This window comes from Alteromonas australica, assembly GCF_000730385.1.
Classification (GTDB): Bacteria; Pseudomonadota; Gammaproteobacteria; order Enterobacterales; family Alteromonadaceae; genus Alteromonas; species Alteromonas australica.
In genome coordinates this window covers 808292-825064 of the sequence record NZ_CP008849.1, presented here as the reverse complement: position 1 = coordinate 825064, position 16773 = coordinate 808292, and the positions used below count along the sequence as shown (strand labels likewise).

General features: G+C 45.7%; 11 protein-coding genes. 5 read left to right on the top strand and 6 right to left on the bottom strand.

Annotated features, from left to right (window positions below; all coding sequences use genetic code 11):
* The first annotated feature begins 2 nt into the window (after positions 1-2).
* The 3 genes from apaG to EP13_RS03550 all read left to right on the top strand — a co-directional run bounded on the left by apaG (position 3) and on the right by EP13_RS03550 (position 3435).
* Positions 3-377 (top strand): Co2+/Mg2+ efflux protein ApaG, encoded by a 375-nt coding sequence (gene apaG, locus EP13_RS03560; RefSeq protein ID WP_044056060.1) that lies wholly within the window; start codon positions 3-5, stop codon positions 375-377.
* Positions 378-388: 11 nt separating this feature from the next.
* Positions 389-1204: a symmetrical bis(5'-nucleosyl)-tetraphosphatase gene (locus EP13_RS03555; protein WP_044056059.1), complete on the top strand. Its 816-nt coding sequence runs from the start codon at positions 389-391 to the stop codon at positions 1202-1204.
* Positions 1205-1410: 206 nt separating this feature from the next.
* On the top strand, positions 1411-3435 hold the full coding sequence (locus tag EP13_RS03550) for a HAMP domain-containing methyl-accepting chemotaxis protein (protein WP_044056058.1): 2025 nt from the start codon (positions 1411-1413) through the stop codon (positions 3433-3435).
* Positions 3436-3519: 84 nt separating this feature from the next.
* Here EP13_RS03550 and lysC read toward each other — a convergent pair whose 3' ends face one another.
* From lysC to EP13_RS03530, 4 genes are all read right to left on the bottom strand, one after another.
* The gene (lysC, locus tag EP13_RS03545; protein ID WP_044056057.1) at positions 3520-4869 is read right to left on the bottom strand and encodes a lysine-sensitive aspartokinase 3; all 1350 of its coding nucleotides are present in this window, start codon (positions 4867-4869) and stop codon (positions 3520-3522) included.
* A 63-nt stretch (positions 4870-4932) separates the two neighbouring features.
* Positions 4933-5385: a DUF192 domain-containing protein gene (locus tag EP13_RS03540; protein ID WP_044056056.1), complete on the bottom strand. Its 453-nt coding sequence runs from the start codon at positions 5383-5385 to the stop codon at positions 4933-4935.
* A 68-nt stretch (positions 5386-5453) separates the two neighbouring features.
* Positions 5454-8066 (bottom strand): bifunctional aconitate hydratase 2/2-methylisocitrate dehydratase, encoded by a 2613-nt coding sequence (gene acnB, locus EP13_RS03535; RefSeq protein WP_044056055.1) that lies wholly within the window; start codon positions 8064-8066, stop codon positions 5454-5456.
* Positions 8067-8283: 217 nt separating this feature from the next.
* Complete coding sequence (locus EP13_RS03530; protein WP_052364265.1) at positions 8284-9189, bottom strand: DNA ligase; 906 nt, start codon at positions 9187-9189, stop codon at positions 8284-8286.
* A gap of 241 nt (positions 9190-9430) precedes the next feature.
* Between EP13_RS03530 and EP13_RS03525 the strand changes: the two genes are divergently transcribed.
* Entirely contained in the window at positions 9431-11578 is a 2148-nt protein-coding gene (locus tag EP13_RS03525; RefSeq protein ID WP_044056054.1) for an Lcl domain-containing protein, read from the top strand.
* 108 nt (positions 11579-11686) lie between these two features.
* On the opposite strand, the gene EP13_RS03520 is transcribed toward EP13_RS03525, so the two are convergent.
* Together EP13_RS03520 and EP13_RS03515 are read right to left on the bottom strand one after the other, a co-directional pair.
* Positions 11687-14497 carry a bifunctional aconitate hydratase 2/2-methylisocitrate dehydratase gene (locus tag EP13_RS03520; RefSeq protein ID WP_044056053.1) on the bottom strand — a complete coding sequence of 937 codons (2811 nt, stop codon included), beginning with the start codon at positions 14495-14497 and terminating at the stop codon, positions 11687-11689.
* Between the two features lie 473 nt (positions 14498-14970).
* A complete protein-coding gene (locus EP13_RS03515; protein ID WP_052364264.1) occupies positions 14971-16074 on the bottom strand; it encodes a PQQ-dependent sugar dehydrogenase in 1104 nt (367 codons plus the stop codon).
* A gap of 168 nt (positions 16075-16242) precedes the next feature.
* On the opposite strand from EP13_RS03515, the gene EP13_RS03510 reads away from it, so the two are divergent.
* On the top strand, positions 16243-16707 hold the full coding sequence (locus tag EP13_RS03510; protein WP_044056052.1) for a hypothetical protein: 465 nt from the start codon (positions 16243-16245) through the stop codon (positions 16705-16707).
* Positions 16708-16773: the final 66 nt, after the last annotated feature.

Here is a 16773-nt window from a genome sequence, read left to right as displayed (position 1 = left end):
AAATGATTGCTGATAACATTGAGGTACGGGTGAAAACCCGTCACCTCCCTGAACATCTACCATCAGACTCTACGCAATTCGCGTTTGCCTATCACATTACCATTATTAACAATAGTAATGAGACGGTACAACTTATTAGCCGTTATTGGCGTATAACAGATGCAAACGGAAAATCTAGCGAAGTACAAGGTGCAGGCGTTATAGGGAAGCAGCCTATTATAGAACCAGGTGAAAGCTTTGATTATACCAGCGGCGCGGTAATAGATACGCCAGTTGGAAATATGCAGGGCTACTATGAAATGGAACAAAGCAATGGCGGCCGCTTTCGTGTTCCCATCGACGTCTTCAGGCTGGCTGTACAAAACATTCTTCATTAATTGAGCAGGCTATGTCAGTAGAAAGAAACTTTATCATTGGCGATATTCAAGGCTGCTATGAGGGGTTGCAACGCCTTCTCGATAAAGTCAGCTTTAACCCTGAACAAGACACCCTTCACGGCGTAGGTGATTTAGTGGCTCGAGGTGAAGACTCTTTATCTACCTTGCGGTTTTTACGTTCACTTGGCCCACGTTTTCACAGTGTATTGGGTAATCATGATCTTCATCTGCTGGCAGTAGCCAACGGCATTAAAAAGCCCAAAAAAGACGATAAGCTCGCCCCTCTTCTGGCCGCCCCAGACTTACCAGAATTACTCGATTGGCTACGCCAGTTCCCTCTTGCTACACAAGTGGGTAAGCAGCATACCCTTGTGCATGCGGGGCTTTATCCTGCTTGGTCGACAGAAAAGCTATTGATGTTAAGCGAAGAGGTGAGTCAGCACTTACAATCTGCTTGCTATGCAGACTTACTTGAAATTATGTATGGAAATACGCCGAGAGTGTGGGAAGACACGCTGTCAGGTACAAAGCGATTACGCTTTATCATAAATGCCTGTACGCGTATGAGGTACTTAAATAAAACGATGCATTTGGAGTTTGAAACAAAAACCCACCCCTCTCAATCTCCAGCATCCCTTGCGCCTTGGTTTACTTTTCCCAACCCCTTTATTCGCGCAGATGAAACCTTGGTATTTGGCCATTGGGCAGCCCTAGCCGGAGACACTAACCATCCACAGTTTGTTGGTTTAGATACGGGGTATGTCTGGGGCAATTCACTCACGATGCTACACATTGAGACAAACCAATTAATATCCGTTGACGCGTAAACTTACTGGTATTACCACTAAAAACGTCTAGGCTCGTATTATCTACTTCAGCAATTAAGCGCGGCTGCCGATACCTTATACATTCGGCAAAAATACCTTTTTTATCCTTAAGTATAAAACAAAACAGGTTTAAGAGTGTATTTCGTGTCTATTGCGGGGTAATATCGTCCCGTATAAAAATAAAAAGCATCAGTCCAGGAGTTCCGATGAAGATTACAGTAGCCACTCGCGTAATCGGGGGATTTGTTGCAATCAGCTTGTTACTGATTGTTATTAGTGTAGTGTCACTATACAACCTCAATTCGATTGGGTCAGCAACCGAAGAAGTTAATGACGTTGCCTTACCCACCGTTGCCGGCAGTAATGCCCTGAAAGCCAGCTTTCTCAATATGGGAAGACTCACCTTTGAGTCGTATATTGAAGAAAATTTAAGTGGCCTGGAAGAAAAGCGCAGCGCGTTTGATAGAAGCCAAAACGACTTTGAGCAAGAGTACAAAAAACTTGCCTCAGCAGTAGCGGACGAGCCCGAATTAAGAAAAACCCTAAATAGTGTTAGGGATGCTTACGATGCCTATGTAAAAAATGTCGAAAACATGTACGTGAATCATCGCAAGTATATGGATTTGAGTAACGAGATTGACGACCGTCTAGGTGATGCAGAAGATAACGCCGATGATGCCTCTACCTACTTGCTCGATTTTTCAGACCTTGATGCGGTGCAATCAAACGCAAATTTACGACGGGCAGCCTCAATTGGTGGCCAGTTAGAAACGTCTTTGCTTTCCCTTTTAACGGTATCGTATGAATACGTAAAAACAGAGACCCTAGTACGCTCGCAAACGTTGGGTAACGAAGTAAGCTTAGTGGTAGACAAAGTGGCAACCCTGCTAAGCGACATGGTACAAACCGCCGGCGGCCGCGACGACTCAGGTACCCTAGACGAAATCAATGAATTGGTTAACGATGCTTTAAACGCCATTACCGCAAGTGATGGTGTTGTGCAGCTTCACGTGAACCGTTTAGAGCGCCGCAACCAAGCCGAACAAGCGCTGAATGCGTCAGATAAGAATATCTCTGATGGTGTCGTTGCATTAGGTAAATTGTTAACCCTTGCGGACAGTAAAGCGTCGGACATTGAAGATCAGGTTAATTCAGCCATCACAACCGGCAATACCTTTGTTATTGTTGTGGTACTGCTTTCTATTGCGGTGGCCGCAGGTATTGGCTATGTCACCGTTCGCGCGATTACCCGTCCACTTTATCGCGTAAACGAATTACTAACGGTAGCGGCATCAGGCGACTTAACCCATCGCCTTGACGACTCGGCTCAAGACGAATTTGGTTTGCTAGCGCGCAACTGTAATAACCTAATCGACAGCCTGAAATCACTCATATCTGCGATTAACGTACGTGCAGAACAGCTTGCAGCCGCTTCAGAACAAACGTCTGCGGTGACCGCACAAACCACCCACTCCATCCAAGATCAGAAATCTCAAATTGGACAAGTGGCCACAGCAACCACTGAAATGCACTCAACATCTCAGCTGGTGGTACAAAACGCTGAGGATACCCTAAGTCAAATTCGTCACGCTGATGCCGAAGCAGAAAATGTGCGTCAAATATCGTTGGAAAATAAAAACACCATCGAGATTTTGGCTAAAGACGTACAAGACGCCGCTGACGTTATTAATAAGTTACATCAAGACAGTGCAAGCATTGGTGGCATTCTTGATGTTATTCGCGGCGTTGCCGACCAAACCAACCTGTTAGCCCTTAATGCTGCCATTGAGGCTGCACGCGCAGGCGAACAAGGCCGAGGCTTCGCGGTAGTTGCCGATGAAGTGAGAACACTTGCCAGCCGTACGCAGGAGTCGACACAAGAAATCAACGCCATGATTGAAGTGCTGCAAGCCGGCGCTGAGCGCGCGGTATCTGTGATGAACCAAGGTAAAGATCAGACCGTGGCCTGTGTAGCGCAAACTGAAAAAGCCACGCAAGCCCTCGACATCATTTCTGAAGCCGTGCATAAGGCTCACGATGTTAGCTCTCAAATTGAGCAATCAGCGAGAGAGCAAAATACGGTATCGCAAGAAATCAGTGAAAAACTGGAAACCATTGTGGGCATTGCAGAAGAAACCACCGCAGGTGCACAGCAAACCTCTGAGTCGAGCCATGAAGTGGCCCGCCTAGCAGAGGAACTACAACAGTCTATTCGACAATTTAAAGTGTAGTCTGTCCTTCTGTCAGTCAGAAATAAAAAACGGCCGAATTTTCATTCGGCCGTTTTTTTATGCCTGGTGTAGGGCATTTCAGCCTTATTCAAACAAGGCTTTGTGCAGCTTTCTGACAATATCGTCACTGTCAGTTTCGTTCACCAAGAACGATAAATTGTGCGGGTTTGCGCCGAAACAAATCATGCGCAAATTAAAGTCTGACACCGCAGCCAGAATTTTACTGGATACGCCAATAGCGGTCTGCATATTGTTGCCTACTACGGTAACAAGATCGTAGCCTTTCTCAACTTTCACGTCACAGATGGTTTCAAGCTCAGCGATGGTTTCTTTATTTAAACGCTGCGCCACTGAGTTTGCTGGGTTATCTAAGGTAAAAGACACCGAGATTTCAGACGTTGTGACCAAGTCTACGCTTAGCTTGTGCTTAGCAATAATAGAAAAAACTTGCTGAAGGAAGCCCTGAGCGTACATCATCTTAGGGGTTTTCACCGTCACCATTACCTGCTCTTTACGGCGTGTAATCGCACGATAGGGTGGCTCATGCTCACAATCACGTACAATCCACGTTCCGCCTTTTTCTGGCTCTTTACTTGATCCTACGAAGACTTTGATATCTTTGCGTAATGCCGGTTCCATGGTGGCAGGATGCAGTACCTTAGCCCCAAAGGTGGCCATTTCGGCAGCTTCTTCAAAGCTAAGCTCCGGTAAAGGATGAGCCGCCTCTGTGATACGCGGGTCGGTTGTGTATACCCCAGTGACATCGGTCCAAATTTCACAAGACTCTGCGTCCAATGCTTCGGCAAGTAATGCCGCTGTAAAATCAGAACCACCACGACCTAAAGTCGTGGTGCGGCCTTCCACATCAGCCCCTACGAAACCTTGCGTCACGACAATAGCCGAAGCGATTTCAGGTGCTAAAAGCTGTTGGGCCAACTTCGCAATTTCTTCAAGTTGAGGGGCGGCTTCACCAAACTCACTGTCGGTACGGAGAACTTTGCGTACATCAAAGTTCATGGTGTTCACACCTTGCTCTGCCAATACACTTGAGAACATCAGTGACGACATACGTTCACCCATAGACAACAGCTGATCTTTAAGATCATTCCTGTGCAGTATTTCTTCGTGAAACGCTAATGCGCGCACTTCCTCAAGTAAATCCGTTAATTTAGGGGCTACTGCCTCTTTGTCTTCAAGCTTATCTAAGATAGCCAGCTCGATATAGGTTATTGCTTGGCATGTCTCTTCAATTTTCTGCTGTGTCATGGGAGTGTGCGCGAGACTGACGAGGTGATTGGTCACCCCAGCTGATGCACTCACCACCACGATGCGTGTTTTTTCATTACCGGCAACAATTCGCGCGCAGTTTTGCATAACTTCATAATTGGCAACACTGGTCCCGCCGAACTTGGCTATCGATAAGGCATTTGTCACTTTGTTTAACTCCGAATGTACTCCAGCCTTTTTTGGCTGAACTGCGCTGATTAAATGCGCAGTTTAACGATGAATATTTATTTGGTCTCCAACACGGATATTATGTTTGGCAAACCACCCTTGGTTCATTTCCAGTGCAAACAGTACCTTTTTAGATGACCCCACAGACGCTAAGCTGTGTGGTGTTAAAGGTTTTATATCTGAGATCACACCGTTTCTGTCGATAAACGCTACATCTAAGGGGATATAAGTATTCTTCATCCACATACCGGCAAGTTTGGCGGTATTGAACTTGAAAAACATGCCGCAATCTTCACATAATTCTTTGCGAAACATAAGCCCTCGAGCACGCTGTTCGAAGGTTTTTGCGTATTCTACGTTGTATTTTTTACCACCCAATTCAATAACAATGTTATCAAACTGAACTTGTTCCAATTGTTGTACCGAATCGTCCTGCGCGTGAACGCAGCCTAGTGATACCATAAGCATGGTGGCTACAAAGAAAAATTTTCCCATTAGATAGTCCTTCAACCATAAAAAAAGCCGGCTACCTACGTAACCGGCTTGGTAGTTTATACACTATTTTATGCAACATTCAATGTTGGAATAATTCGCGCTTTCGCTTCCTCTTCAGCCTTCTTAAAACTTGGCATTTTATCGAAGTTTAAGTAACGGAACACCTCACCGGACATTGCATTGATTTTACTGGCATATTCCATGTATTCCTCGGCGGTAGGGATTCGCCCTACAATGGCTCCCACAGCCGCAAGCTCAGCAGAGGTCAGGTACACATTTGCGCCGTCACCTAAACGGTTCGGGAAGTTACGGGTAGACGTTGAAAGTACGGTAGCACCTGCGTCTACGCGGGCTTGGTTACCCATGCACAAAGAACATCCAGGCATTTCCGTACGCACACCGACCCGGCCGTAAATATTGTAATACCCTTCTTCCATCAACTGGGCTTTATCCATTTTCGTCGGTGGTGACATCCACAAACGAGTGGGCAAAGTTTTGTTGAACTGTTCAAGCAATTTACCGGCAGCGCGGAAGTGACCAATATTTGTCATGCATGAACCAATGAACACTTCATCCACTTTGTCGCCCGCTACCTCAGACAAGGTTTTCGCGTCGTCGGGATCATTCGGGCAGCATACAATAGGCTCATTAATGTCATTAAGGTCAATTTCGATAACCTCTGCATATTCTGCGTCGGCATCGGCGCGCATTAACTCAGGGTTAGCCAACCACTCTTCCATTTTCTGTGCACGGCGCTCTAGTGTACGCGGGTCGCCATAGCCTTCATTAATCATCCAACGAAGCATAGTGATGTTTGAGCGTAAGTACTCGGCAATCGATTCTTGTGAAAGGTTAATGGTACAACCTGCCGCAGAGCGCTCTGCCGAGGCGTCAGATAGTTCAAATGCTTGCTCAACCGTTAAGTTTTCAAGGCCCTCTATTTCTAAAATACGACCAGAGAAGGCGTTAATTTTGCCTTTTTTCTCAACGGTTAATAAGCCTTGTTTAATACCATACAGCGGAATAGCGTGAACCAAGTCGCGCAAAGTAATGCCGGGTTGCATTTCCCCTTTAAAGCGCACAAGAATAGACTCGGGCATATCAAGGGGCATAACGCCCGTTGCCGCAGCAAATGCCACTAGCCCTGATCCCGCTGGGAACGAAATCCCGAGTGGGAAACGGGTATGGGAGTCACCACCGGTGCCTACCGTGTCAGGCAGTAACATGCGGTTTAACCAGCTGTGAATAATGCCGTCGCCGGGGCGAAGTGACACGCCGCCGCGATTCATAATAAAATCCGGTAACGTGTGCTGGGTTTCAATATCCACAGGCTTGGGGTAAGCCGCCGTGTGACAGAATGACTGCATCGTTAAATCGGCAGTAAAACCAAGACAAGCTAAGTCTTTAAGCTCATCGCGGGTCATAGGACCTGTGGTATCTTGAGAACCCACGGTGGTCATTTTAGGCTCACAATATGTGCCTGGGCGAATACCTTCAACACCGCACGCTTTGCCCACCATTTTCTGTGCTAAAGAGAAACCTGCTCCGCTGTCTTTAGGCTGCTCTGGCTTGCGGAATAAATCTGTGGGCCCTAAGCCTAAGGTTTCGCGGGCCTTTTCAGTAAGGCCACGACCTATAATCAGGTTAATACGCCCACCCGCGCGAACCTCATCTAAAATGACCTTCGACTTGTAGCTGTATTCTGCTAGCAGTTCACCGGTTTCATGGTTGGTAATTTTACCTTCAAAGGGGTAGATATCTATCACATCCCCCATATTCATTTTTTCCACATCGGCTTCGAAAACCAGTGCACCAGCATCTTCCATGGTGTTAAAGAAGATAGGCGCTACTTTGGAGCCTATGCACACACCGCCACCGCGCTTATTCGGCACGCCTGGCAAGTCTTCGCCAAAGAACCATAACACTGAGTTTGTTGCCGATTTACGTGATGAACCCGTACCAACCACATCTCCCACGAAGGCGACAGGGTAGCCTTTGCTTTTCACTTCTTCAATTTGTGACATTGGGCCTTTAACGCCGGGTTCTTCTGGCTCTAATCCTTCACGAGGCATTTTGTAAGCCGCAAGGGCGTGAAGAGGAATGTCAGGACGTGACCATGCATCAGGCGCGGGGGATAGGTCATCAGTGTTGGTTTCCCCTGTCACTTTAAACACGGTGTAAGTGATTTTGTCGTCCATCAGTTTGCGCGACGTAAACCACTCCCCTTCAGCCCATGATTTAATAATGTCGGTAGCATACTCATTCCCTGCTTTATGCTTTTCTTCCACATCATGGTAGGCGTCGAACATGAGCAACGTATGTTTAAGCTCTTTCGCCGCTAGCGGTGCAAGGGTATCTTCATCGAGTAGTTCAACCAGTGTGGCTATGTTGTAACCGCCGTGCATATTACCGAGTAACTCCACGGCCTTTTCTCTTGAAATAAGATCACAGCTGTCTTCGCCTTTAGCGATGGCGCTTAAAAAGCCCGCTTTTACATAGGCGGCTTCATCTACACCGGGTGGTACTCGTTCAGATAATAATTCGAGTAAGAATTCGCCTTCACCCTGTGGAGGATTTTTCAAAAGTTCTACTAGGCTAGCAACCTGTTCTGCGTTGAGAGGTTTTGGGGGAATGCCTTGTTCCGCACGCTCTTCAACGTGTTTGCGATAGTCTTTTAACACAGTCTCTTCCTCTAAGTTAGCTTGCGCAATGGGAGTAAACGGTCTTATACGCACTGGCGCAAGGTGTGATTAATAAATCGCCTACAGTATAATGCTAAAGGCGTAGAAATTAAATTTCGCATTGGAATTATCCACTTATATTCGCCATTCAGATGGGAAATTATGATAGCTTTTTACAATTAAAATAAACCCATAATAAATAGAAAAACTATCAATATTAGTGTGCAGGTAATTCAGTTAACGTCGGGTCTGCGCGTATCGTTATATCTTTGGATGAACGCACATGCAAAAAGCTAGCAAACCTAGGCTTACCATTTTTAGTCACACCATAATATTTATAGGTAACTATGCTACCTATTGCCGGCGGTGACCGACGTTGCGCCATAGAAAACCCCGAGCCTAATTTAAATGTAATACCGTCTGGGGTCATCACGCTAAGCGCCCCCATCAGCCCGCTTATTTCCCCTTTACCTTCTATATAACTAAGCACTCGGGCTTCGCTGTCTTGATACCGCTTTACCTTGAGTAAATGGGATGCTCGACCTTGGACATATTTTGCTTTTCGATGGTGTAGCATTAATCCCTCGCCACCTTTTTGAGTTACCTCGTCTAACGCAAGCTCTAGCGCTGCTATGGTTGTTAAGGTGTATTGAGGAATCATACCAAACCACGCTTGGTTAACCTCCTTTACCAGTGCTTTCATATGCGTTACTCGTTGTTCGAACGGACGGGTTTTGTCAGGTATATCAAACAACTTAAACACTACCTCATGCCAGCGTTCATCTGGAGTTTGTGACAATACGATAGACGACACGTCCTCAAACCTAGCTCTGCCTACCCATAACTCTCCATCAAGGGGGATAGCGGGCCATTGGCGGGTAAACCATGCTGGACTATAGATGAGGTGGCCGCCACGAGTGAGCAACTGATTACCTGTCCAGCGAGCGCGTATACCGTCTAATTTTTCGCTAACGAAATACGCTTTTATCGTGTTATCGGTAAGTTGATGGTTGTACGTCTCAGCGAGTTGCAGCGCTTCGCTTGACCCGCTCCCTGGATACGCCAATCCACTTAGAGGATATATAAGCACAAGCAACAGTAAAAAAGGGGATATACCCAGCATGATTATTCTTCCAAGGTTAAAGTGTGCAGTGTACGTAGATGGGCGGAATAAAATACTGTGCTAAATGTTGGTTTTTCTCGCTTTTCACTTACATGCTTTGTCACTATCACCGCGGCGGATACGTGAAATTTGCGCGTTCCAAGGAAAGACCATAAAAGGCTTGGATGTTAGTGTCTCATCTATCGTTAACTCGCACTGGTTAGCTCAATTTACAAGTGAACAATAAGAATGAGAGAGTAGCATGAAAAATAGCGCCCCCTATTGTAATTGGATACAACGTTTGCTGCCCAAGATGATAGTGACAACGTCAGCGTTAACACTATTTGCCTGTGGCGGTGGCTCTGATTCTGATACATCAATACCCACAACCCCTGAAGAAAGCTCCCCCCCTGTTTCCACATTTTTAATCAGCACGACGGTTGGCGCGGGCGGCTCGATCTCACCTACCTCAGCCAGCGTAACAGAAGGCGAAACCGCAACATTTACGCTTGCAATGGAAGAAGGCTATGAAATTGAAAGTATAAGCGGTTGTAACGGTAGTTTAACGAACCTCACTTACACCATAGGGGAAGCATCAACCGATTGCGAAATATCAGTGACTTTCCTATTAACACCTCCTGACGAAGAGACCGAAGAAGAAGGAGAAGACAGCGGTGAGACTAACCTCGAAGACAACCTAGGTGAACAGAAAACGCTAGTTGCCCTTATCGGGTTTAAAAACCAAGAAAATAAAATCACGCGGCAGCAAGCCCATGACCTGATTCAAAATAATCCTAATTCCCTCAATACCTTTATAAAAGAAAACTCAAATAATAAAGCCTGGTTGGAAAGTGATGTATTAGATTGGGTAGAACTTGATAAAGAAGCAGATGAATACTTTTCTGCAGATAACTATGACAACGAAAAATATCACGATGATGCCATTGCAGCCATTAGCAACCTTGCTGACCTGGCGTCATACGACCGTCTCATTCTAATGGGCTCGCGCTCAGAAAGAGGAAACCCAGGCTGCTATGCTTACCAAACGAAGCGATATGTCGGGCCTGACAACCACTACTTTGGTTATTTTGCCGTAATGGGTGGGGGCGGCTTGGATGACGACGTGGTTGGATGCTTAACACCAGGTCGCATCGCCCATGAATATGGCCACACGTTCGGTTTTGGTCATATCTTTGAAACCGATTGTGCCATAGGCGATTTGCCGCAAAGTCTAATAGACCGTCATTTTGATAATAGTTGTCAGAATAAGGGGTATTGGGAAACCTATGACACCATGAGCTTTGACGTTAATTACCCTCTCTACTCTACCATTTGGCGAAGTGAAGCTGGTTGGCTAGAAGACGATCAAGTTACCGTTGTGTCCGAATCTGGGCTGTATACGCTAACCCAAGCTTCGCTGTCATCTTCCGGTACAAAGCTACTAAAAATCCCTATCGGCCAAGGTTTAGAAGGAAAGCAATTATACTACTACGTCGAATACCGTAAAAAGCTGGGTGGATTTGATGAAGAGGAATTCATCGCAAAAAGCCAAGAATACGAAGTATTAGTGCGTCATACTGACTTTAACGGTGGCATAGAAAACAAAGACAAAATTACTTACGGTTATGAAACAGCCGAAGGCATAAGAGAAGCCATCACGCCCTTAGATGTGGGGCAAGACTTTGTTGATACTTACCGCAACCTATCTTTTCGTGTTGAAAGGCTTTATGAGGATCAAGAAATGTCAGTCGCTGACATTCGTGTATCTTTGCCTGCGCTAACCATATTGCCATCTTACGTTTATCGATTTAGCGCTAACGACGACCAAGAGCAAACCGTTACCTTGAAAAACACCTCAGATGATAGTTGGGTGGTATCTTCATTGACCATGAAAGGACGACATCCGAATGCCTTTGCAGTCAGTAATGAAAACTGTATTGACCAACCCATCATGCCCCAGGGTAAGTGTGAGATAAATGTGTCAAGAGTACGAGACACGGCATCTTTGGGGTTCCTTGCTATCAGCATAAATGACGGTGATATTCTGCACGCAGCAGAGCTCATGGGTGAATCTTTGTTAATAGAAACCGAGTTCGACCCCAATGCACCATTAGAGTGGCAAGACTATACTTCACAGTACGCAAAAGACATAAACTGGGAAGACGCGGTAGCCTATTGCCACGACTTATCGTTTAACAGTCACGACGATTGGCGCTTACCTTTGATTGAAGAACTCAGAGCGGCTTTTCAACAAAGCTCTACGCCCCTCTATAACATAACCACTCAACTCTGGTCTATTAGCGAGCCTGCAGGAAATCTTTACAATGCCTATTATATTGACGGTAGTGAAGCTTGGTACAATGGCGATAAATTGCAGAAATACAATGCGCTATGCGTTAGAAGTCAGTAGTGTTTTTACACCATCTTAAACTTTATCTTCTACGCCTATGAAAGCGCGGCCATAAAAAAGCCCCGACCGAAGTCGGGGCTTTTTAGCTCAATATAAAAGCTTAAATGGTTATACGCGCTTAACGGCTAAATCAGCTTCAAACTTAGGTTTGACCGCCAAATCTTCTGAAGGAGGCGCAAACTTAGTTAGGTCAATGCCTTCAACTGCTTGCTTGTATTCTTCCGTAGTTGGGAAGCGACCAAGCACAGTTGAAAGTACTACTAGCGGCGTAGAGCCTAGTAATGATTCACCTTTCTTCTCAGAAGAGTCAGCCACTACACGGCCTTGGAACAAGCGAGTCGAGGTTGCAATTACCGTATCGCCTGGCTCCGCTTTTTCTTGGTTACCCATACATAGGTTACATCCAGGACGCTCTAGGTAAAGAATGTTGTCGTACTTAGTACGCGCTGCTTCTTTTGGCTTAGCATCGTCAAACTCAAAACCTGCGTATTTCGCAAGGACTTCCCAGTCACCTTCTGCTTTAAGCTCGTCAACAATGTTATATGTAGGTGGCGCAACCACTAGCGGCGCTTTAAACTCTACAGAGCCGTTAAGCTTCTCTAGGTTACGCAGCATTTGTGCAATGATTTGCATGTCGCCTTTGTGCACCATACAAGAACCTACGAAACCTAGGTCTACTGGCTTACCATCGTAGTAAGAAACCGGACGGATTACATCGTGGGTATAACGCTTAGATACGTCTTCGTTGTTTACGTCTGGGTCAGCAATCATTGGCTCGTCGATTTGGTCTAAATCGATAACCACTTCTGCGTAGTACTTCGCGTTGTCATCTGGTGCAAGCGCTGGCTCTTCACCCGACTTAATTTCAGCGATACGCTTATCAGCAAGATCAATCAGACCTTGAAGCATGTTTGCTTCATTGTCCATGCCCTTGTCGATCATGATTTGGATACGGCGCTTAGCAAGCTCAAGTGATGCAACCATCGTCTCATTGTCAGAGATACAGATTGACGCTTTCGCTTTCATTTCTGCAGACCAGTCAGTGAATGTAAACGCTTGGTCAGCCAGTAGTGTACCAATTTGTACTTCAATGACACGGCCTTGGAATACGTTTTCGCCAGCGAATTGCTTAAGCATTTGCGCTTGCGTCGCGTGAACCACATCACGGAAGTCCATGTGCTCTTTCATGCTACCTTTAAAGGTAACTTTCACAGACTCTGGAATTGGCATTGCCGCTTCACCTGTCGCTAGTGCTAATGCAACTGTACCTGAGTCGGCACCGAATGCGACACCTTTAGACATACGGGTGTGAGAGTCACCACCAATGATGATAGCGCGGTCATCTACTGTGATGTCGTTAAGCACTTTGTGAATAACGTCAGTCATAGAGTGGTAAACACCTTTAGGATCACGGGCTGTGATGACACCAAAGTTGTTCATGAATGACATAAGCTTAGGAATGTTAGCCTGTGCTTTCTTGTCCCATACCGACGCCGTGTGACAACCTGACTGATATGCACCGTCAACAAGAGGTGAAATAGTCGATGCCGCCATAGACTCTAGCTCTTGGCAAGTCATTGGGCCTGTGGTGTCCTGAGAACCTACAATGTTGACTTTAACGCGCACGTCAGAACCGGCGTGAAGCGGTGCGTCAGAGTTTACGCCAACGGCGTTACGGTTAAAGATTTTCTCAACCGCTGTTAGGCCTTGGCCTTCGTGTGATACTTCTTTAGAAGGTGCGTAAACGGCTGGCGCTTCAATACCTAAGGTCGTGGCCGCAAACGTTTGTAGCTGCTTACCGAAAACGACCGCGTAAGACCCACCTGCCTTCATGAACTCCATTTTCTGAGGAGTAAACGACGCAGATACGTCAACCAGTTCTTCTGAACCGTTGTAAAGTTTTTTCGCTTTAGTATCGATAGTCAGTACCGTACCTGTCGCTACAGAGTACGCTTCTTCTAGCACTGGGTCGCCGTTTGCATCGCGAACGATTTCGCCATTTTCATCCGTTTTCTTAACCCAGTTTTTAAGGTCAAGACCAATACCACCGGTGACATCAACAGTAGTCAGGAAGATTGGTGCGATACCGTTAGTGCCTGCAACAATTGGCGCTTTATTTACAAACGGAATGTAAGGGCTTGTTGGCTCACCTGCCCATAGTGCTACGTTGTTCACACCAGACATACGAGAAGAACCTACACCCATGGTGCCTTTTTCAGCAATAAGCATGACTTTAGCGTTAGGGTGCTTTTTACCTAGCTCAACAATTTCTTGCTGCGCTTCTGGCGTGATCATGCACTGACCATGAAGTTCGCGGTCTGCACGAGAGTGTGCTTGGTTACCTGGAGAAAGAAGGTCTGTTGAAATATCACCTTCAGCGGCAATGTAAGTGACCACTTCAATTTTCTCTGGTACTTCAGGAAGTTTGGTGAAGAACTCTGCTTTTGCATAGCTTTCTAACACATCTTTAGCAATGGCGTTACCCGCTTTGTACGCAGTTTCAAGACGTTCAGTGTCAGCTTCGTACAGATATACCTGGGTTTTCAATACTTCTGCGGCAGGCTTAGCCACAGACTCATCGTCAGAAAGCGCTAGATCTAGTAACACTTCTACTGACGGGCCGCCTTTCATGTGTGAAAGCAGCTCTAATGCAAACTCAGGGGTGATTTCTTCTACTTTTTCTTCGCCAAGTACAATTTCTTTTAAAAATTGTGCTTTCACACCAGCAGCAGGCGTAGTACCTGGCAGGGTGTTATAGATAAAGAATTTTAGAGAGTCTTCGCGGTGCTCGTTTGTTGTATCTTTAATTTGAGCAATAATTTCAGACAGCAGATCTGCACTGTCGATAGGCTTAGGGTTAAGACCTAGTTCCGTTTTACGGGTCTCGATCTCAGCCAGATATTCTGAATACAAACTCATAGGGTTCTCTCGGTCTTGGTTCTCGTAAAAATGGCTTTTACGTATGGGTTTTAACACGCCTGCTTAAGCGGTACGTATTTAAAAAATCGCACTATCTTAACTGATTTTATCCCTGCTGGTAATAAGGCAATATCAACAGAGCACGATTATTAGCCATTAAAATGCCTGCGTTGTATCTTCAACACTAAGGTGAATGAAGCCAATGATTTAAATCGTTTAAAACAACGCAATATTTATCTTTTTATATCATAAACTTAAAGCAACCACTTAAGAAAACACGTGGAAAGTCAGAATTCTAAATGAGAACTATTTACCCATCAAAGTCACTGAGAGTTATCCTAGCTATTTCTCATATTTATGGGGAAGCCAAGGCTCCCACCTCTTTTTTGTAGTAATTTTACAAGCAATTACTGCAAAACCAGGGCTATTCTCGATGAAAACTCCGCCTTAATTCTCATTGTGACAACAAAAAACTACATGGGAGATGAAAAACGAATGAGAGACGCATCATTACCGTCTGTTAAGATATAAATACTGCCATTCTGCCCTACAGCTACATCTCGGAGGCGCTCGTTCAAATGGGGAAAAACGCGCCGTTGCACTATCGGGGACGTTGAGAGATCCAAGCTATATAACGCCTTTGCCTTAAGCGCGGTGACCAGTACTTTGCCGGTTAACGCGCCAAAGCTATCACTGTAATAGTAAGCCATCGAAGAGGGCGCGATTGAAGGCGTCCAGTCGACGATAGGATTCACCATTCCCTTATAATGTTTAAAGGGCGAGATACTTGCCCCAGAATAGTCGGTACCCAAGGTAACGACAGGCCAACCATAGTTTGCGCCTGCCCTAAGCACGTTGACCTCATCACCGCCATCGGGGCCATGCTCATGCAACAATATTTTCCCGCTAGGTAATGAAATAATCCCTTGAGGGTTCCTATGGCCGTAGGAATAAACATAAGGTGCCTGCGGAAACGGGGGCGTTGCTGATGGCTGCCCCGCCTCGTTGAATCTAAGCACTTTTCCTAATTGTGATGTTAAGACCTGGGCTTTTTCGCGATAATCGAAGCCATCGCCAATGGTAACCAACCACTCATTGTCAGCAAGAGGCAGTAATTTCCCCCCGTAATGCACCGGTGTATCCTTATCATCCGACACCGCAAATACCGTTTCAAGCGCAGAGATAGAACAGTCTTTATGCAAATTCCCCTTCACCACGGCTATTCCATTGTTGCTTTTGGTGCCTTTACTGTAGGTCATTAGCACTTGTCCACGTGATAAAAAGTCACTGCTTAACTCTATATCTAGCAGCCCACCTTGCCCTTGTGCATAAAGATCTGGAAGCGTAAGTTTGTGTGTTTTTATTGTTGAATCTGTATCAACACAGACAAGCTCACCGTCTCTTAGGGCAATAACCCAACGCCCATCTTGTAACGACAATATTGCTTTCGGGTATGCGAGCTTATCGACCACGAGAGACTGCGTAAAAGGTAACGGTTGCTCTGTTACCTCAGCTTGCGGTGCAGCACCAACAGAGTAAAGAAATAGAAAAGCGGCAAAAAGCACGACAATTCGCATCACGTAACCACGCCATTATTGATAAAGGTGTGCTAAATAGTAGCATAAAGACATCGACGGTTTCCTTCTATGCCGGTTAACACCTTTAAAGCTGAATAGGTACTTCTAGCTATAAGCTAATAATGTTTGCTAAGGTAAACGCACGTTAACCTAATTCACTGCACTGTTATGAAATATCTGCTCGTTCGTTTTCTGTGTGCTTGGCTAACGACCTATTTATTCGCCAGCCTATTTCATACAAGTAGTGTATTGTATCGCTTAACCCAGCTCGATATTCGTATTACACCATCCATCTGGCTTTCCACCGTTGTAAAAGACGTGCTGGGACTGTTACCTACCTACGGTGCCATCATTGCGATAGCACTCCTTATTGGGTTCGTGGTTACCAGCCCACTTGCGAAAAAAATTGCTCTTCGCTCGGCATATAAACAAAACGAACGCCCTATTTTATTGCTTGGCCTCTTTGCCTTATCGGGTGCCGCCGCCTTAGCTACCGCGCTTATCGCCATGTACCCCATTCTTAACGTTACCCTGATTGCGGGCGCGCGCGGATATACAGGGTTCGCCCTTCAATGCTTAGCTGGCGCTATGGGAGGGATGGCATTCGCTCTCACCCATCATTCATATAAATAGTTAGCTATAATGTAACTAGTATGTAAATAAAATTGAAGTTTTGCTACTGTAACATTCATTAGAAAT

Bases quoted from the DNA above. Each gene is read 5' to 3' on its own strand.
- apaG (WP_044056060.1), top strand. From the start codon at position 3: ATGATTGCTGATAACATTGAGGTACGGGTGAAAACCCGTCACCTCCCT.
- EP13_RS03555 (WP_044056059.1), top strand. From the start codon at position 389: ATGTCAGTAGAAAGAAACTTTATCATTGGCGATATTCAAGGCTGCTAT.
- EP13_RS03550 (WP_044056058.1), top strand. From the start codon at position 1,411: ATGAAGATTACAGTAGCCACTCGCGTAATCGGGGGATTTGTTGCAATC.
- EP13_RS03540 (WP_044056056.1), bottom strand. From the start codon at position 5,385: ATGGGAAAATTTTTCTTTGTAGCCACCATGCTTATGGTATCACTAGGC.
- EP13_RS03530 (WP_052364265.1), bottom strand. From the start codon at position 9,189: ATGCTGGGTATATCCCCTTTTTTACTGTTGCTTGTGCTTATATATCCT.
- EP13_RS03525 (WP_044056054.1), top strand. From the start codon at position 9,431: ATGAAAAATAGCGCCCCCTATTGTAATTGGATACAACGTTTGCTGCCC.
- EP13_RS03520 (WP_044056053.1), bottom strand. From the start codon at position 14,497: ATGAGTTTGTATTCAGAATATCTGGCTGAGATCGAGACCCGTAAAACG.
- EP13_RS03515 (WP_052364264.1), bottom strand. From the start codon at position 16,074: ATGCGAATTGTCGTGCTTTTTGCCGCTTTTCTATTTCTTTACTCTGTT.
- EP13_RS03510 (WP_044056052.1), top strand. From the start codon at position 16,243: ATGAAATATCTGCTCGTTCGTTTTCTGTGTGCTTGGCTAACGACCTAT.